24 protein-coding genes are annotated in these 17,447 nt (G+C 75.7%); 8 read left to right on the top strand and 16 right to left on the bottom strand.

Annotated elements, in window-relative coordinates; genetic code table 11:
• Together NH342_RS11815 and NH342_RS11810 are read right to left on the bottom strand one after the other, a co-directional pair.
• The coding region (locus NH342_RS11815) for a hypothetical protein (RefSeq protein WP_253015069.1) at positions 1–223 on the bottom strand (223 nt) is incomplete at its 3' end.
• On the bottom strand, positions 220–1,164 hold the full coding sequence (locus NH342_RS11810; RefSeq protein ID WP_253015068.1) for a hypothetical protein: 945 nt from the start codon (positions 1,162–1,164) through the stop codon (positions 220–222). The genes NH342_RS11810 and NH342_RS11815, both read right to left, overlap by 4 nt.
• A 57-nt stretch (positions 1,165–1,221) precedes the next feature.
• Here NH342_RS11810 and NH342_RS11805 point away from each other — a divergent pair, with 57 nt between their 5' ends.
• Positions 1,222–2,031, top strand: a complete 810-nt coding sequence (locus NH342_RS11805; protein ID WP_253015067.1) for a hypothetical protein — start codon at positions 1,222–1,224, stop codon at positions 2,029–2,031.
• Here NH342_RS11805 and NH342_RS11800 read toward each other — a convergent pair.
• Positions 1,933–2,994 (bottom strand): helix-turn-helix domain-containing protein, encoded by a 1,062-nt coding sequence (locus tag NH342_RS11800; RefSeq protein ID WP_253015066.1) that lies wholly within the window; start codon positions 2,992–2,994, stop codon positions 1,933–1,935. The genes NH342_RS11805 and NH342_RS11800 overlap by 99 nt on opposite strands.
• An 81-nt stretch (positions 2,995–3,075) precedes the next feature.
• Here NH342_RS11800 and NH342_RS11795 point away from each other — a divergent pair, with 81 nt between their 5' ends.
• Entirely contained in the window at positions 3,076–3,294 is a 219-nt protein-coding gene (locus NH342_RS11795) for a hypothetical protein (protein WP_253015065.1), read from the top strand.
• Between the two features lie 10 nt (positions 3,295–3,304).
• Complete coding sequence (locus tag NH342_RS11790) at positions 3,305–3,532, top strand: DUF3072 domain-containing protein (protein ID WP_253015064.1); 228 nt, start codon at positions 3,305–3,307, stop codon at positions 3,530–3,532.
• Between the two features lie 25 nt (positions 3,533–3,557).
• Here NH342_RS11790 and NH342_RS11785 read toward each other — a convergent pair whose 3' ends face one another.
• Positions 3,558–4,238, bottom strand: coding sequence for a response regulator transcription factor (locus NH342_RS11785; RefSeq protein ID WP_253015063.1), 681 nt, complete (start codon positions 4,236–4,238; stop codon positions 3,558–3,560).
• Positions 4,235–5,506, bottom strand: coding sequence for a cell wall metabolism sensor histidine kinase WalK (locus NH342_RS11780; RefSeq protein ID WP_253015062.1), 1,272 nt, complete (start codon positions 5,504–5,506; stop codon positions 4,235–4,237). Before NH342_RS11780 ends, NH342_RS11785 begins: the two co-directional genes overlap by 4 nt.
• 174 nt (positions 5,507–5,680) lie before the next feature.
• Between NH342_RS11780 and phoU the strand changes: the two genes are divergently transcribed.
• On the top strand, positions 5,681–6,400 hold the full coding sequence (gene phoU / locus NH342_RS11775; RefSeq protein WP_253015061.1) for a phosphate signaling complex protein PhoU: 720 nt from the start codon (positions 5,681–5,683) through the stop codon (positions 6,398–6,400).
• Positions 6,401–6,519: 119 nt separating this feature from the next.
• On the opposite strand, the gene NH342_RS11770 is transcribed toward phoU, so the two are convergent.
• The 10 genes from NH342_RS11770 to mshA form a co-directional block, all read right to left on the bottom strand.
• Complete coding sequence (locus NH342_RS11770; RefSeq protein ID WP_253015060.1) at positions 6,520–7,278, bottom strand: phosphoglyceromutase; 759 nt, start codon at positions 7,276–7,278, stop codon at positions 6,520–6,522.
• Positions 7,279–7,291: 13 nt separating this feature from the next.
• Entirely contained in the window at positions 7,292–7,591 is a 300-nt protein-coding gene (locus NH342_RS11765) for a hypothetical protein (protein ID WP_253015059.1), read from the bottom strand.
• 8 nt (positions 7,592–7,599) lie between these two features.
• Positions 7,600–8,223: a hypothetical protein gene (locus tag NH342_RS11760; RefSeq protein WP_253015058.1), complete on the bottom strand. Its 624-nt coding sequence runs from the start codon at positions 8,221–8,223 to the stop codon at positions 7,600–7,602.
• A gap of 80 nt (positions 8,224–8,303) precedes the next feature.
• Positions 8,304–8,675, bottom strand: coding sequence for a VOC family protein (locus tag NH342_RS11755; RefSeq protein ID WP_253015056.1), 372 nt, complete (start codon positions 8,673–8,675; stop codon positions 8,304–8,306).
• A 75-nt stretch (positions 8,676–8,750) separates the two neighbouring features.
• On the bottom strand, positions 8,751–9,299 hold the full coding sequence (locus NH342_RS11750; RefSeq protein ID WP_253015054.1) for a maleylpyruvate isomerase N-terminal domain-containing protein: 549 nt from the start codon (positions 9,297–9,299) through the stop codon (positions 8,751–8,753).
• Positions 9,296–9,760, bottom strand: a complete 465-nt coding sequence (locus tag NH342_RS11745) for an SRPBCC domain-containing protein (protein ID WP_253015052.1) — start codon at positions 9,758–9,760, stop codon at positions 9,296–9,298. The genes NH342_RS11750 and NH342_RS11745 overlap by 4 nt, the downstream gene beginning before the upstream one ends.
• Positions 9,757–10,086: a helix-turn-helix transcriptional regulator gene (locus NH342_RS11740; RefSeq protein WP_253015050.1), complete on the bottom strand. Its 330-nt coding sequence runs from the start codon at positions 10,084–10,086 to the stop codon at positions 9,757–9,759. The genes NH342_RS11745 and NH342_RS11740 overlap by 4 nt, the downstream gene beginning before the upstream one ends.
• Positions 10,087–10,144: 58 nt before the next feature.
• Positions 10,145–11,656, bottom strand: a complete 1,512-nt coding sequence (locus NH342_RS11735) for an MFS transporter (protein ID WP_253015048.1) — start codon at positions 11,654–11,656, stop codon at positions 10,145–10,147.
• Positions 11,653–12,153 (bottom strand): YbjN domain-containing protein, encoded by a 501-nt coding sequence (locus NH342_RS11730; protein WP_253015046.1) that lies wholly within the window; start codon positions 12,151–12,153, stop codon positions 11,653–11,655. The genes NH342_RS11735 and NH342_RS11730 overlap by 4 nt, the downstream gene beginning before the upstream one ends.
• A complete protein-coding gene (gene mshA, locus NH342_RS11725; RefSeq protein WP_253015044.1) occupies positions 12,150–13,457 on the bottom strand; it encodes a D-inositol-3-phosphate glycosyltransferase in 1,308 nt (435 codons plus the stop codon). Before mshA ends, NH342_RS11730 begins: the two co-directional genes overlap by 4 nt.
• A 122-nt stretch (positions 13,458–13,579) precedes the next feature.
• Between mshA and NH342_RS11720 the strand changes: the two genes are divergently transcribed.
• The gene (locus NH342_RS11720; protein WP_253015042.1) at positions 13,580–14,350 is read left to right on the top strand and encodes an SDR family oxidoreductase; all 771 of its coding nucleotides are present in this window, start codon (positions 13,580–13,582) and stop codon (positions 14,348–14,350) included.
• 81 nt (positions 14,351–14,431) lie between these two features.
• Here NH342_RS11720 and NH342_RS11715 read toward each other — a convergent pair whose 3' ends face one another.
• Positions 14,432–15,439 carry a UDP-N-acetylmuramate dehydrogenase gene (locus tag NH342_RS11715; RefSeq protein WP_253015040.1) on the bottom strand — a complete coding sequence of 336 codons (1,008 nt, stop codon included), beginning with the start codon at positions 15,437–15,439 and terminating at the stop codon, positions 14,432–14,434.
• Positions 15,440–15,474: 35 nt separating this feature from the next.
• Between NH342_RS11715 and NH342_RS11710 the strand changes: the two genes are divergently transcribed.
• The 3 genes from NH342_RS11710 to NH342_RS11700 are packed head-to-tail and all read left to right on the top strand — an operon-like array spanning position 15,475 to position 17,419.
• Positions 15,475–16,326: a class I SAM-dependent methyltransferase gene (locus NH342_RS11710; protein ID WP_253015038.1), complete on the top strand. Its 852-nt coding sequence runs from the start codon at positions 15,475–15,477 to the stop codon at positions 16,324–16,326.
• 29 nt (positions 16,327–16,355) lie between these two features.
• Complete coding sequence (locus NH342_RS11705) at positions 16,356–17,183, top strand: spermidine synthase (protein ID WP_253015036.1); 828 nt, start codon at positions 16,356–16,358, stop codon at positions 17,181–17,183.
• 41 nt (positions 17,184–17,224) lie between these two features.
• Complete coding sequence (locus tag NH342_RS11700; RefSeq protein WP_253015034.1) at positions 17,225–17,419, top strand: PspC domain-containing protein; 195 nt, start codon at positions 17,225–17,227, stop codon at positions 17,417–17,419.
• Positions 17,420–17,447 lie beyond the last annotated feature (28 nt).

Genomic DNA, 17,447 nt, shown 5'->3' with positions numbered 1-17,447 from the left:
GTCCGGGCCCGCGCCGCTCACCGGTGCGGCGCTCGACGGCCGGGCGCTCCCCGGTGCCCGCGCCCGCCGGGTCCCCGGCGCCGGCCCGGGTCTCCTCGACCGTCTTGCGGCGCTTGGGCCGCACCGGTCCGGTGGTGCCCGGCCGGGTGCCGGCCTCGGACTCCAGCCCGTGCTCGCGCAGGATCTCCGCGAGCGAGCGGACGGTGTGGTCGGCGTCGCTCATGCGCCCTCCAGCCCGTCCAGCCGTCGCAGGATGACGCCCTCGCGCAGCGCCCAGGGGCAGATTGCCACGAGGGGCGCCCCGACCGCCCGCATCGCGGCCCGTGCAACGACCGCGCCGGCCGGCACCTGGTGCGCGCGGTCGACCGAGACGCCCTGCAGCTCGGCCAGCGCGGAGGAGTCGATGCGGGACACGAAGCCCACCAGCTGCTCCAGGCCGACGGCGGTCAGCTGCCGGGGCACCCGCAGCCCGGCCGAGTAGGGCGCGGCGCCGGTAAGCCGGGCCAGCGTGCGGAAGGTCTTGGAGGTGGCGGCCACCAGGTCCGGCGGCCCGGCCGCGGCCAGCCGGCGGGCCGCCGGGGCGAGCAGGCGGCCGGCGTAGGCATCCAGGTCGTCGAGCCCGGCCAGGTCCGGACGGCGCCCCGCCTGCGCGTCGGGCAGGAACCGGCGGGTCATCCGGCCCGCACCCAGCGGCACGGACAGCGCGACGTCGGGGTCCTCGTCGACACCGGTCGCGAGCTCCAGCGAGCCGCCGCCGATGTCCAGGACCAGCAGCCGGCCGGCGCTCCACCCGAACCAGCGCCGCACGGCGAGGAAGGTCAACCGGGCCTCGTCCTCGCCGCTGAGCACCTGCAGCCGCACCCCGGTGGCCGCGACCACCCGCTCGAGCACCTCGGCGCCGTTGGCGGCCTCGCGGATGGCGGAGGTGACGAAGGCCAGCAGCTCCTCGCAGCCGGACTCGGTGGCCGCCTCGCGGGCGCGGCGGACCGCGGCCAGCAGGGCCTTCTCCCCCGCCTTGGACAGCTGCCCGTCGGCACCGACGTGCTCGGCCAGCCGCAGCACGGACTTGTCGGAGTGCGCCGGCGTGGGGTGCGCACCGACGTGCGCGTCGACCACGAGCAGGTGCACGGTGTTCGAGCCGACGTCGAGCACACCCAGCCGCATGGTCGGACAGTCTGCCGGGTGGGTGCCCCGGGGTGGGCACGTGGTGGACTGGACGTCGTGCAGGCACCACCGGAGGAAGTCGACCCCGACCACGCGCGCGAGTGGCTGGAGTTCACCGACCCGGCCGACCCCGAGCACCGGGTGCGCGCCGACCTGACCTGGCTGACCTCGGCCTGGACCTGCGTCTACGGCCGCGGCTGCGCCGGCGTCGTCGAGGGTCGCGCGCAGGACGGCTGCTGCAACCACGGGGCCTTCTTCACCGATGCCGACGACCTCGCCCGGGTGGCCGCCGCCGTCGGGGAGCTCACCGACGCCGACTGGGAGCGGCGGCCGCAGTGGGCGGCGGACTGGACCGAGCCGGACACCCTGGACGAGCCCGGGGAGGACGGCACCGCCGAGGCCGCCCTGCGCACCCGGGTCGTCGACGGGGTCTGCGTGTTCAACAACCGCCCGGGCTCCCCCGGGGGCGGGGGGTGCGCGCTGCACGGCCTGGCGCTGCGCACCGGCCGGCACCCGCTGGAGACCAAGCCCGACGTCTGCTGGCAGCTGCCGGTGCGCCGCGAGCAGGAGTGGGTGGACCGACCCGACGACACCCGGGTGCTGGTCAGCACGATCGGGGAGTTCGACCGGCGCGGCTGGGGCCCCGGCGGGCACGACCTGCACTGGTGGTGCACCGGCTCGCCCGTGGCGCACGTGGCCGCCGAGCCGCTGGTGGACACCTACGCCGCCGAGCTCACCGAGCTGCTGGGCGCCCCGGCCTACGCCGAGCTACGCCGGCTGGCCCACGCCCGGCTGGACCTCGGCCTGGTGGCCCCGCACCCGGCCAGCCCGGTGCCCGTCCAGCTGCACCGCCGCCGCCCCACCTGAGCCCAGCCGGGTGCGGAAGGCCTGCCGGTAGGCCCGCGGGCTGATCCCGCGCCGGCGGGCGAAGTGCTCCCGCATCCCCGCGGCGGTGCCGAAGCCGGCCAACCGGGCGACCTCCTCGACGGGGGCGTCGGTGTCGGCCAGCAGGGTCTCGGCAGCGGCCAGCCGCTGCCCGAGCAGCCAGGCGTGCGGTGTCGTGCCCGTGGTGGCCTTGAACCGCCGGGCGAACGTGCGCGGGCTCATCAGCGCGCGCCGCGCCAGCGACTCCACGGTCAGCTCCTCGGCCAGGTGCTCGGCCGCCCAGGCCAGCACGACCCCGAGCAGGTCGTCCTCGCACCGGGGCACCGGGGTGTCCACGTACTGCGCCTGCCCGCCGTCGCGGTGGGCGGGCACCACCATCTCCCGGGCCAGCGCGTTGGCCGGTCCCGGGCCGTACTCCCGGCGCACCCAGTGCAGCAGGGTGTCCACCCCGGCGGCCGTCCCGGCACCGGTGATCACCCGGCCCTCGTCGACGTAGAGCACCCGCGGGTCGACCTCCACCGCCGGGAACCGGGCCGCCAGCTCACCGGCCATCCGCCAGTGCGTGGCCGCCCGCCGGCCGTCCAGCAGCCCCGCCTCGGCGAGGACGAAGGCCCCGCTGCAGTGGCTGATCAGCTGGGCGCCGCGGGCGTGGGCCGCGCGCAGGGCGGCCAGCACGGCGGGCGGGCAGCGGCGGTCGGCCTCGTGCTGGGCGGTGACCACCACGACGTCGGAGACCGTCAGCCGGTCCAGGCCGTGCTCGACCAGCACCGTCAGCCCGGTGTCGGTGCGCACCGGGCCGGGTTGCTCGGCGACCAGGGCGTAGTCGAAGCGCGGCAGGCCGAAGCGGGTGTGGTCGTAGCCGAACACCTCGCTGGCCGACCCGAGCCCGAACGCACCGAGGGTGCCGTTGCCGGCCAGGACGCTGACGACGACGGGGGCGGTCACCGCGACAGCATGGCAGGAAAACCACGATCATGGGCGTTCCTGCCACTCGTCGGGCCGGCACGCCCGCGCCAGGCTCGCCGCATGCTGCTCATCACCTGCCCCACCACCGGCCTCGACGAGCTCGTCGCCGACCGGCACGCCCGCCCCGTCGCCGACCCGCGCACCCGGCCCGGGGTCGTCGCGGTGGCCGTGCACTGCCCGTGCGGCGGTGACCACGTCTTCCTCACCGGGCGGCGCATCGAGCAGGCCCGGGCCCGGCTGGCCTGCGCTCGCCGCGCGGTCCCCGCCGTCCCGGCGTAGGTTCGAACACATGAGCGATCGAGACGACGTCGTCAACACCGGCCAGCCCGGCGACCCCACGGCCGAGAAGGACCCGCACGACTGGGTGACCGGCGAGGAGCCGGCCACCGGGGCACAGAAGAGCTACCTGTCGACGCTGGCCCAGCAGGCCGGCGAGGAGGTGCCCGAGGAGCTCACCAAGGCCGAGGCCTCGATGAAGATCGACGAACTGCAGGAGGAGACCGGCCGCGGGGCCTGAGCGCGGCGGCCGCTCCCCCGGCCGCTCAGCTCTCGAACTTGTAGCCCAGGCCCCGCACCGTCACCAGCCACTTCGGCGCCGCGGGGTCGGGCTCGATCTTGGCCCGCAGCCGCTTGACGTGGACGTCGAGGGTCTTGGTGTCACCCACGTAGTCCGAGCCCCACACGCGGTCGATGAGCTGACCGCGGGTGAGCACCCGGCCGGCGTTGCGCAGCAGCAGCTCCAGCAGGTCGAACTCCTTGAGCGGCAGCGACACCGGCTGGCCGTCCACGGACACGGTGTGCCGCTCGACGTCCATCCGCACCGGCCCGGCCACCAGCGTGGCGTCCGGCGGCAGGTCGGCGTCGGTGCCGCGGCGCAGCACGGCTCGGATGCGGGCCAGCAGCTCGCGCGCCGAGTAGGGCTTGGTCACGTAGTCGTCGGCACCCAGCTCCAGGCCCACGACCTTGTCGATCTCGGTGTCCTTGGCGGTCAGCATGATGATGGGCACGGCGCTGCGGGCGCGCAGCGTCCGGCAGACCTCGGTGCCCGACAGCCCCGGCAGCATGAGGTCCAGCAGCACGATGTCCGCACCGCCCCGGTCGAACTCGGCCAGGGCGTCGATCCCGTTGCCCGCCACGACGGCCTCGAACCCCTCGCGGCGCAGCATGTAGGACAGCGCGTCGGAGAAGGACTCCTCGTCCTCCACCACCAGCACTCGGGTCATGACCGTCCTCTCTGCACGTCTACCTCGGTGACGGCGGCGCGGAGTGCGTCGACGCGGTCGCGGGTGATCCCCGCGGAGTCGGTGGGCGGGTCGGCGGGCTCGACCGGTGCGGGGGCCAGCGGGATGCGCAGCGTGAACGTCGACCCCAGGCCCTCCTCGCTCCAGACGCTCACCGAGCCGCCGTGGTTGGTCGCCACGTGCTTGACGATGGCCAGGCCGAGCCCGGTGCCGCCGGTGGTGCTGGCCCGGGACTGGTCCACCCGGTAGAAGCGCTCGAACACCCGCGCGCGGTCGGCCCGCGGGATGCCGATGCCCGAGTCGGTGACGGCGACCTCCGCGAACCCGGAGCGGGCCCGGGTGCCGACGGCGATCCTGGTCGCCTCCGGCGAGTACGTGACGGCGTTGGCGAGCAGGTTGGTCACCGCGGTGGTCAGCTGCGCCTCGACACCGAGCACCACCAGGTCGGGCTGCTCGCCCACGGCCAGCTCGATGCCCTTGGCCACCGCGGCCAGCCGGGTGCGGTCGACGGCCTCGGCGACGACCGCGCTGACCTCGACCGGTACCAGCTCCGGCATCGGCTCGGCGCCCTGCAGCCGGGACAGGTCGATCAGCTCGCGCACCAGCCGGGACAGCCGGTCGGCCTCGTGGGTCATCCGGGCCGCGAAGCGCTGCACCGTCTCGGGGTCGTCGGCCGCGCCCTGGGTGGCCTCGGCCAGCAGCGCGAGGGCACCCACCGGGGTCTTGAGCTCGTGCCCGACGTTGGCCACGAAGTCCCGCCGGACCGCCTCGACCCGGCGGGCCTCGGTGACGTCCTGCAGGACCAGCGCGACCGGGCCGCGCCCCACGGCGTCCCCGCTGTCCAGCCGCACGCCGTGCACCCCGACCAGCCGGGGCCCGGTGCCGACCAGGTCCCCGGGCAGCGGGACGTCGGCGCGCCGGCTGCCGTTCTTGCGGACCTCGTGGGCGACCGAGACCAGCCCGGGCACCAGCAGCCGGGTGCCGCGCACGATGCCCAGCGCGCGGGCCGACGGGTTGGCCAGCAGCACCGAGTCGTAGAGGTCGAGCAGCACGACGGCGGGGTCCATGAGGTCCAGCAGCCGCCGGGCCAGCACCGGTTCGTCGTCGACCGGCGTGGGCGTGCCCGGCAGGTACGCCGGGGCCGGCTCGTAGGCGTCGGGCGCCGTGGCCCGGACCCGGGCCCGGGTGATCAGGGCGGCGACCGCCCCGCCCACGAGGAGGCCGAGCGCCAGCCACAGCAGCGGGTGCACGTCGGCGATGCTAGGCCGACCCCGGCGCCGTCCCTGCCCACCGACGGCCGGATCATCCCTCGGGGGAGGTAGTGTTCACGGCCCGGTGCCCCCGCGTTCACCTGCTGGCCCGCTCGCCGGACCCGCCCGATCCCTAAACTCGCCGGTGGGGCCGCAGAGCCGCAGCCACCCGGCGTGCGCCACGCCCCGCTCGACTGCCCCGGCCGGCCGGGGGACGCACTGGAGGGGACCATGCGGGACACCTACCGCGAAGAGCTCGACGACATCAACACCTGCCTGGTGGAGATGACCAACACCGTCGGCTCGGCGATGAGCAAGGCGACCACCGCGCTGCTGGACGCCGACGTCGCGCTGGCCGACCTGGTCATCGCCGGCGACGCGCACATCGACGCCGTGCGCGAGAACGTCGACGACCGCTGCTTCACCCTCCTGGCCCGCCAGGCGCCGGTGGCCACCGACCTGCGCGCGGTCACCACCGCCATGGCGACCGTGCAGGACCTCGAGCGGATGGGCGACCTCGCGCAGCACATCGCCAAGGTCGCCCGCATGCGCTTCCCCGACCACGCCGTGCCGCAGGAGGTCCGCCCGGTCTTCCTCGACATGGGCCACACCGCCGAGAGCCTCGTCGCCCAGGCCGGCACCATCATCGCCAAGCGCGACGTGGCGGCCGCCGCCCGGCTCGAGGCCGACGACGACCTCATGGACCGCAACCACCAGCAGCTGTTCCGGGAGCTGCTCGACGACGCCTGGCCGCACGGCATCCAGTCGGCGATCGACATCACCCTGCTGGGCCGCTACTACGAGCGGTTCGCCGACCACGCCGTCAGCGTCGCCCGCCGGGTGGTCTACCTCGTCACCGGCGAGCGCCCCCTCCCCGTCGCCGCCGCCGGCTGAGCAAGGCCTCCCCGCCGAACGGTGATCAGGTCACCTGGTCACCGTTCGGCGAACCACACCGACGTCCGTGTGGCCGGCCGGACAGTGACCAAGTCACCTGATCACTGTCCGGCCGGCGGCTAATTCTTGCCCTGGGCCGCGACGGCCTTGATGGCCTCGGCGGCCGCCTCGGGGTCCAGGTAGGTGCCGCCGGGGTTGGTCGGGCGCAGGTCGTCGTCCAGGTCGTAGCGCAGCGGGACGCCGGTCGGGATGTTCAGCCCCACCACCTCGTCGTCGCCCATGCCGTCCAGGTGCTTCACCAGCGCGCGCAGGCTGTTGCCGTGCGCGGTCACCAGCACCGTCCTCCCGGCGCGCAGGTCCGGCACGACCGCGTCGTACCAGTAGGGCAGCATCCGGACGACGACGTCGGCCAGGCACTCGGTGGCCGGCCGGGCCTCCGGCGGCAGGAACGCGTAGCGGGGGTCGGCGTCCTGGCTGTACTCGTCGGCCGGGTCGATGGGCGGCGGCGGGGTGGCGTAGCTGCGCCGCCAGGTCATGAACTGCTCCTCGCCGTACTCGGCGAGGGTGGCGGCCTTGTCCTTGCCCTGCAGCGCGCCGTAGTGCCGCTCGTTGAGCCGCCAGGAGCGGGTCACCGGGATCCACTGCCGGTCGGCGGCGGCCAGCGCCAGCTCGGCGGTGGTGATCGCCCGCTTGAGCAGCGAGGTGTGCAGGACGTCGGGCAGCAGGCCCTCGGCCTTCAGCAGCTCGCCGCCCCGGGTGGCCTCCGCGCGGCCCTTGTCGGACAGGGCCACGTCGACCCAGCCGGTGAAGAGGTTGGCCTTGTTCCACTCGCTCTCGCCGTGGCGGAGGAGCACCAGAGTTCCGGTCACGGCGCCCATCCTGCCCGACGCCTCACCCGGTGAGCAGGGGCCAGAGCAGCCAGGTCTCGAACAGCAGCGGGGGCGCCAGACCGGCCAGCAGCCACGGGCTGCGCACCCGGCGGCCGGTGCTCCAGCGGATGACCGCGACCACGGCGACGCACAGCGCCGTCCCCGCCACGCCCCAGCCGACCGCCGCACCGGGCTCGTCGGTGAGGAACTGGGCCAGCGCCACCTGCACCGCGCACACCAGCAGCGGGTAGACCAGCGCGGTCGCCCCCACCACCCCGGTGAGCGCGCGGGTGCGGCTGCGCAGCTCGGTCTCGTCCGCCACCGGGCGCCTCAGGTGAGGGTGCCCGCGCGCCACCGCCGGGCGGCCGAGGCCAGCTGGTCGGCGGTGCGGCCCAGCGCGTGCCCACCGCGGGTCACCCGGTCGGCGGCGGCGGGGTCGATCTCGTCCAGGTCGTCGGCCTGCACGGCACGGCCGCCGGCGACCACCCAGCAGAACGCCGCGGCGCGGTCCAGCGCGACGTCCAGGTCACCCTCGAACACCCCGGTGAGCACGGCGTCGGCGAGGTCGCGGACCCCGTCGGGACCCGGCGGGTCGGCCAGACCGGCGACGACCTCGCGGGGCAGCACCCGGCCGCGGCCGGCCTCGAACTGCCGCGCGGCGGCCACCGGGTCGCGCTGCACCCAGGCGCGCAGCAGGTACAGCCGCCAGAGCGCACCGGGCAGCGAGATCGCCGGCGCGTCGGCCCACAGCTCGGCCAGCTCGTCCAGGCCCTGGTCGTCGGCCAGCCGCACCAGCCGGCGCGTGACCTCGGGGTCGTCGGTCGAGCGGGCCCGGTCGACCAGGGCGTAGGCGACGCCGCGGGCGGCCTCGGTGGTCGCGATCGGGTCGACCTCGCCGGCCAGGTGGGCGCCGAGCGTGGCGCGCAGCAGCGGTCGGCGGTTCCGGGCGGCCATCGGGTCCTCTCGTCGGCGACGGCCGCGGTGGTGGACGACCCCCTCCGTTGTACGTGCCCGGCCGCGGCGGGGCCAGTCCCTCAGCCCCAGTTCTCCGCCTTCGTGAGGCAGAAGGGGTGGCCCGCCGGGTCCAGCAGCACCCGCCAGGTCTCCCCCGGCTGCGGGTCCACCGGGGTGGCGCCGAGGTCGACGGCGGTCGCCAGTGCGGCGTCCAGGTCGGCGACGGCCAGGTCGAGGTGGAACTGCTTGCTCCCGTGCGGGTTCGGCCACACCGGGGGCTCGTAGTCCTCCACGGTGCCGAAGCCCAGCGCGTGGGTGGGGCCCTGGAGCATCGCGTAGGCCGGCTCGGAGTGCACGACGTCCCAGCCGAGCATCGCCGACCAGAAGGTGGCGCTGGCGGGGGCGTCGGGGCAGTCCAGGGTGAGCATGGCCAGGCGGGCGGGTGCGGTCATCGGGTCCTCCTCGGGTCGGGAACGAGGTCACCGTGCCACCCCCGGGGCCGCGCCGGCTTGGACGAACCCGACAGCTCAGCCGCGGCGGGACGCGGGGTCGCGGCCGACGAGACCCATGAGCCGGTCGACGGCGGGGGCGTCGTCGGGCACCGGCACCCGCGGGCCGTACTGCCCCGAGGCGCGCAGCACCTCCTCCATCGGCTCCATGCCGGCCAGCAGCTGCGCGCACTCGGCCTCGTCCAGCCCGGCGTCCTGGCCGCTGGCGGTGGCCAGGTCCCAGGTGTGCATCAGGACGTCGGTGGTCCAGAACCGGTCCACGGCCTCGGCCAGCGGCAAGGTGCCCAGGTGCTGGTGGGTGAAGGGCTCCGCGGCCCGCGGCGAGGCCAGCAGCGCCCGGACGGCGCTGGTGTGCCGGGCCCAGTCCTGCGCGGGGTTCCCGGTGCGCCGGACGGCCAGCACGACGTCGTCGGCGGCGAGCAGGCCGGGCAACCAGTCGACCAGGTGGGCCACCACGTCGGCCGCCGTCCAGCCCTCCACCGGGGCCGGCGCAGCCCAGTCGGGCACCCCGGCGACGACCTCGGTGAAGCGACCGGTGACCCGGTCGAAGCGCTCCAGCGCGCTCACGCCGCGGCCAGCAGCGCGTCGAGCTTGGCGTAGCCCTGGTCCACACCGGTCTCCATGCCGCTGCGCAGCCACGCGTCGCGGCCCTCGAAGGAGTCCACCAGCGACTGGGCGTGCAGCCGGGTGCGCCCGTCGCCCAGGTCCTCGAAGCGGAGGGTCTCCAGGCTGACGTCCTCGGGCATGCCCTCCCAGGTGAAGGTCTGCACGATCGTGTCGGCGCCGATCCGGTGGAAGCAGCCCCGGAACGAGTACACCTCGCCGTCGCGGTGCGCGGTGTAGCGCCACTCCCCGCCGTCGCGGGCGTCCCAGGTGCCGATGCGGGTGTCCATGCCGTCGGGGCCGACCCAGCGGGCGAACAGGTCGGGGTCCAGGTGCGCGCTCATCAGCTGCTCGACGGTGCCGGTGAAGTCGCGGGTGATCCGGATGACCGGGAGCCGGTCGTCGGCGGTGATGGTGGCGGTCACGGGTTGTCCTCATGCAGGTCGGCCAGGACGGCGTCCAGGCGGGTGAAGCGTTCCTCGGCGCGGCGGCGGTACCGCTCCAGCCACACGGTCACCAGGTCCAGCACCTGCGTCTCCAGGTGCACCGGGCGGGTCTGCGCGGCCCGGCTGCGGCTGACCAGGCCGGCGGCCTCGAGCACCTTGAGGTGCTTGGAGACGGCCTGCGTGCTGACGTCGTACGGCGCGGCGAGCTCCCCGACGGTGGCGTCGCCGACGGTCAGCCGGGCAACCATGTCGCGCCGGGTGGGGTCGGCCAGGGCGGCGAGCACCCGGGACAGCTGGTCGGCCATCGTTCCTCCGTCCGCAACCGATCGGTTGCAGGAAGGCTGTCCCGACCGGCCGCCCTTGTCAACCCATCGGTTGTGGACGCCGTCCGGGCAGCCAGACCAGGCAGACGACGGCGGCGAACGCGGCCGATACCGCCGTCCCGACCGCGGTGACGTGCATGGCCTCCACGAACGCCTCCCGGGCCGGCTGCACGAGCTCGGTGGCCCCGGTGAGCCGGACCGCCTCCAGCGTCGCGACCACCGACTGCCGGGCCTGCTCGCGGGCGGCCTCGGGCAGCACGTCGACGGCGTCGCCCAGCCGCGCGGCGTAGACCCCGGCCACCAACGACCCGAGGACGGCCACCCCGAGCGCGCCGCCGACCTGCCGGACGGTGTTGTTCACCGCTCCCCCGGCGCCGGCCTTCTCCCGCGGCACCACGCTCATGATCGACTCGGTCGCCGGGGCCAGCACCGTGCCCAGCCCCAGGCCCTGCACGAAGAGCACCAGCAGCACCAGCCAGACCGGCGCGGTGAGGTCGAGCAGCTGGTTGGCCGCGAACGCCGTCGCCATCAGCCCGAACCCGGCCGCGCAGACCAGCTTCGCGCCGAACCGGTCGGCCAGCCGCGAGGCCCGCGGCGAGGCGATGGCGATGGCCACCGCCATCGGCACCAGCGAGGCGCCGGACTGCAGCGGGCTGTAGCCCAGTGCGCCCTGCAGGTAGTAGACGAGGTAGAAGGTCGCGCCCTGCAGCGCGAAGAAGTTCAGCGCCAGGGCCCCGGCCGCCGCCGAGAAGGCCGGCAGCCGGAACAGGGACACGTCCAGGGCGGGGTGGGTGGTGCGCCGCTGCCACCAGACGAACACCCCGAGCAGCGCCAGACCGGCCAGCAGCGGGGTCAGCACGCCCGGCGTGGTCCAGCCCACGCCCTCGCCGCCGCGGATGATGCCGAACACCAGGGCACCCAGGCCGGCGACCGACAGCAGCACCCCGGGGACGTCGAGACGGCCGGGGGCGGGGTCCTTCGACTCCGGCACCAGGGTGAGGACACCGACCGCCCCCAGCGCCGCGACCGGGATGCCGAGCAGGAAGACCGCGCCCCACCAGAAGTGCTCCAGCACCAGCCCGCCGGCCAGCGGCCCCCCGGCGATCCCGATGCCCGCCGCCCCGGCCCAGATGCCGATCGCCCGGCTGCGCTCCCCGGGCGGGAACACGTTGCTGATCACCGCCAGGGTGGCGGGCTGCACGGCCGCCCCGCCCACGCCCATGAGCGCGCGCCAGGCGATCAGCTCCCCGGCCGAGCCGGAGAACGCGGCCAGCACGGAGCCCAGCGAGAAGATCCCGAGACCCAGCAGCAGCGCCCGCTTGCGGCCGATCCGGTCGCCGACGACGCCCCAGCTGAACAGCAGGCCGGCGAACACCAGGATGTAGGCGTCGATGGCCCACTGCAGCTGGCTCTGGGTCGCCGCGAGGTCGCGCTGCAGGGTCGGCAGGGCCACGTTGAGCACGGTGTTGCCCATGATCACGACCAGCAGGCAGACGATCATGGTGGTGAGCACCCACCAGCGCCGCTCGTGGCCCGCCGGCCGGTCGCTCACCCCTGCGGCCGGCGCACGAAGTCCGCGAACGCCTCCAGGTTGCGCAGGGACTCCCCGCGCTTGACCCGCCACTCCCACTCACGCCGGATCGAGGTGCCGAACCCGATCTCCAGCATGGTGTTGAAGTGGTCGTCGGCGTAGCTGAGCACCGCGCCCAGCAGCCGGTCCACCTCCTCGGCGGTCACCGACGCGGCGCTGATCCGGCCGGTCAGGTAGACGTCGCCGACCGCGTCGATCGAGTAGGCGACGCCGTACATCCGCGCGTTGTGCTGCAGCAGCCAGGTCCACAGCTGCTCGCGGTTCTCGTCGGGCTGCCGGCACACGAAGGCCTCGACGCGCAGCCCGTGGTCGCCGAGGACCAGTCCGCAGACCGTCTTCAGCTTCTTGGTGCCGGGCAGCTCGACCAGGAACCGGCCGGGGGCGGGGTGCTCGTAGACCAGCTCGGCGTCGCGCAGGGCGGCGTCCACCACGCGCTCCAGCTCGGCGACCGTGCTCACCGGACCGGCCCCCCGGCGGAGAAGGCGCGGACGGCGTCGCGCACCCGGTCGCGCGGGGAGCGGACCACCGAGCGCATCTCGGCGATGGCCGCGGCGTAGGCGTCGACCAGGGAGTCGGTGGTCCGGTCCCAGCTGAACCGCTCGGCGTGCCGGCGGGCCCCCGCGGCGAGCAGGTCGCGCTGCTCGACGACCTTGCGGATGGCCGCGGCGTAGCCGGCCGGGTCGTGGCCGCCGACCAGCACGCCCGAGCCGCCGTCGTCGACGGCGGTGGGCAGCCCGCCGACGGCGGCGGCCACCACCGGGGTGCCGCAGGCCTGCGCCTCGAGCGCGACCAGCCCGAAGGACTCGTTGTGGCTGGGGACGACGGCGACGTCGGCGGCCCGGTAGTGCTCGGCCAGCGCCGCGGGCGCCTGCGGCGGCACGAACCGGACGACGTCGGCGATGCCGAGGGACACCGCGAGCTCCTGCAGCCGGCGGGGCTCGGCCAGCCCGCTGCCGCTGGGCGCCCCCACCACCAGCACCTGCAGCCGGCCCCGCAGTGCCGGCTCGTCGGCCAGCAGCCGGGCCGCCGCGCGCAGCAGCACGTCGGGGGCCTTGAGCGGCTGGATCCGGCCGACGAACAGCAGCACGAGGGCGTCCTCGGCCACCCCGACCGCCCGGCGCGCCGCAGCCCGGTCCCCGGGACGGAAGCGCTCGAGGTCGACGCCGGGCGGGACGACGAGGGTGCGGGCGGGGTCGGCGTCGTACCAGCGCACCAGCTGGCGGGCCTCCTCGGCGGTGTTGGCGATCAGCCGGTCGGCCTCGGCCACCACCTGCTCCTCGCCGATCACCCGGGCCCTCGGCTCGGGCTCGTCGCCCTCGGCGAGGGCGGCGTTCTTCACCTTGGCCAGGGTGTGCGCCGAGTGCACCAGCGGCACCCCCCACCGGTCGCGGGCCAGCCAGCCGACCTGGCCGGAGAGCCAGTAGTGGCTGTGCAGCACGTCGTAGTGCCCGGGCTCGTGCCGGGCCTCCTCGCGCAGCACCGCGGCGGTGAAGGCGCACAGCTGGGCCGGCAGGTCGTGCTTGCCCAGGCCCTCGAACGGCCCGGCGGAGACGTGCCGCACGGTGACGCCGGGGACCATCTCCACCACCGGCGGCAGCTCCGAGGACGTCGCCCGCGTGAAGACCTCGACGGCGATGCCGCGGGCGGCCAGCCGGCGGGAGACCTCGACGACGTAGACGTTGAGCCCACCGGCGTCGCCGGCACCGGGCTGGTCGAGCGGGCTGGTGTGCACGCTGAGCGTGGCCACCCGGCGGGGCAGCACGACCCGACCCTGGCGCGGGCCCGCCGGGCGCAGGGGGCGACGACCAGGCACGCCACTCCTCCCGCGGGCGCCCGGGGTGGGCGCGCTGTCGGTCCCCCATCCTGCACCAGCAGACTGGGGGCATGCCCGCCGAGACCTCCTCGCCCCCCTTCCCCGGCACCGGCCGTGTGGCCGTCGTCACCGGCGCGTCCAGCGGCATCGGTGCCGCCACCGCGACCCGGCTGGCCGCCGACGGCTTCGACGTCGTCCTCGCCGCCCGCCGGCTGGACCGGCTGACCGGGCTGGCCGAGCGCATCGGCGGCCGCGCCGTCGAGCTCGACGTGACCAGCGACGAGTCGGTAGCCGCGCTCGTGGCCTCCCTGGACCGGGTCGACGTCCTGGTCAACAACGCCGGCGGGGCCTTCGACGCCGCCCCCGTCGCCGAGGCCGACCTGGACTCCTGGACCCGGGCCTTCGAGGTCAACGTGCTGGGCACGGTGCGGGTGACCAAGGCCCTGCTGCCGGCGCTGCGTGCCTCCGGGGCCGGCGACGTGGTGCTCATGGGTTCCACCGCGGGGCTGGTCAGCTACGAGGGCGGTGCCAGCTACACCGCGGCCAAGCACGGCGTGCACACCCTCGCCGAGACGATGCGGCTGGAGCTGGTCGCCGAGCCGGTGCGCGTCGTGGAGATCGCCCCCGGGATGGTGAAGACCGACGAGTTCGCGCTCAACCGCACCGGCGACGCCGCGAAGGCCGCCAAGGTCTACGAGGGGGTGCGGGAGCCGCTGGTCGCCGAGGACGTCGCCGACTGCGTGGCGTGGGCGCTCACGCGGCCGCACCACGTCAACATCGACCTCATGGTGGTCCGCCCGCGCGCGCAGGCCGCCCAGCACAAGGTCCACCGCGAGTCCTGACCCCCGGGCAATCGGAAGCTCCACCCGCCCCGACGGGCCCGTTCGCCAAGGTGGAGCTTCCGATACCCCCGGCCAGCGGCGTCAGGAGGGGCGGACGGCGGTGGGCTCGGGGACGAGCGTGACGCCGAACCTCTCGCGGACGGCGTCGACGACGCGGCCGGCGAAGGCGAGCAGCTCGTCGGCGGTGGCGCCCGGCTCGGTGGTGAGGGCCAGCGAGTGCCGGGACGACGTCCCCACGTGGCCCTCGCGGGTGCCGCGGCCGAACCCGGCGTGCTGCACCAGCCAGGCCGCCGACAGCTTCACCTCGTCCCCGGCCGGCCAGCTCGGGCAGCCCTCCACCGCCATCGACGCCGGCACGACCGGGTTGGTGAAGAAGGACCCGGCGCTGCGGGAGTCGGGGTCGGCCGGGTCCAGCACCATGCCCTTGCCCCGCCGCAGCTCCAGCACCGCGGCCCGGACGTCGGCCAGCGGCGCCCGCTCCCCCACCTGCACGCCCAGCCGCCGCGCCAGTTCGGCGTACCCGACCGGCATCGACAGCTCCGAAGCGGTCAGCCCGAACGTCACGGTGAGGACGACGAACACCCCGGGGTTGCGCTTGAGCGCCGAGTCCCGGTAGCCGAAGCCGCAGTCGGCCGGCGCGAGCGTGCGGACGCTGCCGTCGCGGCGGTCGAGCACCCGCACCGCGGTGATGGTCTGCGCGACCTCCTGGCCGTAGGCACCGACGTTCTGCACCGGCGTGGCCCCGGTGCTGCCCGGGATCCCCGAGAGCGCCTCGATGCCGGCCAGGCCCTCGGCGACGGTGTGCGCGACCAGGTCGTCCCAGGGCTCGCCGGCCTGCACCTCCAGCGCGTCCCCGGTGCGCTGCACCCCGCGCGAGCGGACGGCGACGACGTCCCCGGGCCAGCCGGCGTCGGGGGCGACCACGTTGGAGCCGCCGCCGAGCACGAGCAGCGGCCGACCCGCGGCGTCGGCGTCGCGGACCGCGGCGACCAGCTCGTCGGCGTCGTGCACCTCGACCAGACGCTGCACCGGGCCCCCCACCGCCAGCGTGGTGAGCTCGGCCAACCGCGTCCCCTGATGCACCAGCACGTCCCCCACGCTAACCGGGACTACCCTCCGGACCGGTGAGCAGCGACCACTCCCGCAAGGCGGTCCTGCCCCCGACCCGCAAGCAGCCCCGGCTGGCCGCCGGCCGCGCCCGCGCGCTCGGGCTGCCCACCCGCGGCACCACCAACGCCAACCGGCTGCGCCGGGTGGACCGCTGGCTGCTGGCCACCCAGGTGCCGCGGCTGCGCGACGCCGCCCGCCCGCTGGTGGTCGACCTGGGCTACGGCGCCTCGGCGGTGACCACCCTGGAGCTGGTCGACCGGCTCGGGTCCGAGGTCGACGGCCTCGAGGTCGTCGGGCTGGAGATCGACCCCGAACGGGTGGCCGCCGTCGCCGCCGACCGGGACCCGCCGCGGGTGGACTTCCGGGTCGGCGGGTTCGAGCTGGCCGGGCTCGCCCCGGTGCTGGTGCGGGCGTTCAACGTGCTCCGGCAGTACGACGAGGAGTCCGCGGCCCGGGCCTGGGAGACCATGTGCGGCGCGCTCGGCCCGGGCGGGCTGCTGGTCGAGGGCACCTGCGACGAGTTCGGACGGCGGGCCTGCTGGGTGGCGCTGGACGAGTCGGGCCCGCTGACCCTCACCCTCGCCGTCCGGCCCTCGGACATCGACCGGCCCTCCGACCTGGCCGAGCGGTTGCCGAAGGCGCTGATCCACCACAACGTCCCCGGTCAGCCGGTGCACGCGTTCCTGGCGGCGTTCGACGCGGCCTGGGCCGCCGCTGCCGGGCTGACGACCTTCGGCCCGCGGCAGCGGTGGGTGGCCGCGGTCGAGGCGCTGGCCGGGCAGGGCTGGCCGCTGGTGGGGTCGACCCGGCGCTGGCGGCACGGCGAGGTCACCGTGCGCTGGTCCGCCGTCGCCCCGAGCCCGTGAGCCGGCGCCGGACCGGTGAGCACCCGGTCATGCCGGGGCAGGTGGCGGTGGCCGGCGGGGTGGCCGAGATCCTGGGGGACGCCGACCGGGACCGGTCCTACGTGCTGATGCTGGACGGCGTCCCGCAGTCGCACGTGGACCTCGACGACCCGGCGCACCTGGAGTTCGAGTACGTCCGCCGGATGGGCCACGTCGTGGACCTGGTCGCCGACGAGGGCGCCCCGCTGGACGTCGTGCACCTGGGCGGGGGCGCGCTGACCCTGCCCCGCTACGTCGCGGTGACCCGGCCGGGCTCGCGGCAACGGGTCGTCGAGGTCGACGAGCCGCTCACCCAGCTGGTCCGCGAGCACCTGCCGCTGCCGCGGGGGGCACGCATCCGGGTGCGGGCCGCGGACGCCCGCGCGGGCCTGGAGGCGATGCACGACGCCAGTGCCGACCTGGTGTTGGTCGACGTGTTCGCCGGGGCCCGCACGCCGGCCCACCTGACCAGCACCGAGTTCGCCGCGCAGGTCGCCCGGGTGCTGCGGCCGGGCGGGACGACGGCGTGGAACGTCTCCGACGGGCCGCCGCTGGCGTTCCTGCGCACCCAGGCGGCGACGCTGCGGGCCGTGTTCGGCCACGTGCTGCTGGCCGCGGAGCCGGGCACGCTGCGCGGCCGCCGGCACGGCAACACGGTGGCGGTGGCCTCCGCCGCACCCCTTCCCGTCGCGGCGCTGACCCGGCGCTGCGCGGGCGACCCGATGCCCTCGCGGGTGGTCGCCGGCGCCGACCTCGACGCGTTCACCGGCACGGCGACGCCGGTCGCCGACGCGGCCGCGGTGCCCTCGCCGGAGCCCCCGCCAGGCGTCTTCGGCTGATCCGCCAGGCGCCTGCCAGCAGGCGACCTTACGGTGTGGGCATGACCTCCCCGGCCCCGCGCACCTTCTCCCGCGACACCCAGCACAAGGTCATCGCCGGGGTGTGCTCCGGCCTGGCCCGCCGCTTCGGGCTGTCCCGCACCGTCGTGCGGGTGGCGTTCGTGCTCTCCTGCATCCTGCCCGGGCCGCAGTTCATCGCCTACCTGCTGCTGTGGGTGGTCATGCCCCGCGGCTGAGCCGCGCACGGATACGGCGGCTGAGCCG

The sequence above is a fragment of the Klenkia sp. PcliD-1-E genome (assembly GCF_024124375.1).
Classification (GTDB): Bacteria; Actinomycetota; Actinomycetes; order Mycobacteriales; family Geodermatophilaceae; genus Klenkia.
Note: the sequence above shows the minus strand (reverse complement) of the source record. Positions and strands in the feature narration are given on the sequence as shown.

Excerpts from the sequence above, each read along its gene's own strand:
- NH342_RS11810 (WP_253015068.1), bottom strand. The coding sequence starts at position 1,164 with ATGCGGCTGGGTGTGCTCGACGTCGGCTCGAACACCGTGCACCTGCTC.
- NH342_RS11795 (WP_253015065.1), top strand. The coding sequence starts at position 3,076 with ATGCTGCTCATCACCTGCCCCACCACCGGCCTCGACGAGCTCGTCGCC.
- NH342_RS11790 (WP_253015064.1), top strand. The coding sequence starts at position 3,305 with ATGAGCGATCGAGACGACGTCGTCAACACCGGCCAGCCCGGCGACCCC.
- NH342_RS11785 (WP_253015063.1), bottom strand. The coding sequence starts at position 4,238 with ATGACCCGAGTGCTGGTGGTGGAGGACGAGGAGTCCTTCTCCGACGCG.
- NH342_RS11770 (WP_253015060.1), bottom strand. The coding sequence starts at position 7,278 with ATGGGCGCCGTGACCGGAACTCTGGTGCTCCTCCGCCACGGCGAGAGC.
- NH342_RS11760 (WP_253015058.1), bottom strand. The coding sequence starts at position 8,223 with ATGGCCGCCCGGAACCGCCGACCGCTGCTGCGCGCCACGCTCGGCGCC.
- NH342_RS11755 (WP_253015056.1), bottom strand. The coding sequence starts at position 8,675 with ATGACCGCACCCGCCCGCCTGGCCATGCTCACCCTGGACTGCCCCGAC.
- NH342_RS11740 (WP_253015050.1), bottom strand. The coding sequence starts at position 10,086 with ATGGCCGACCAGCTGTCCCGGGTGCTCGCCGCCCTGGCCGACCCCACC.
- NH342_RS11720 (WP_253015042.1), top strand. The coding sequence starts at position 13,580 with ATGCCCGCCGAGACCTCCTCGCCCCCCTTCCCCGGCACCGGCCGTGTG.
- NH342_RS11705 (WP_253015036.1), top strand. The coding sequence starts at position 16,356 with ATGCCGGGGCAGGTGGCGGTGGCCGGCGGGGTGGCCGAGATCCTGGGG.
- NH342_RS11700 (WP_253015034.1), top strand. The coding sequence starts at position 17,225 with ATGACCTCCCCGGCCCCGCGCACCTTCTCCCGCGACACCCAGCACAAG.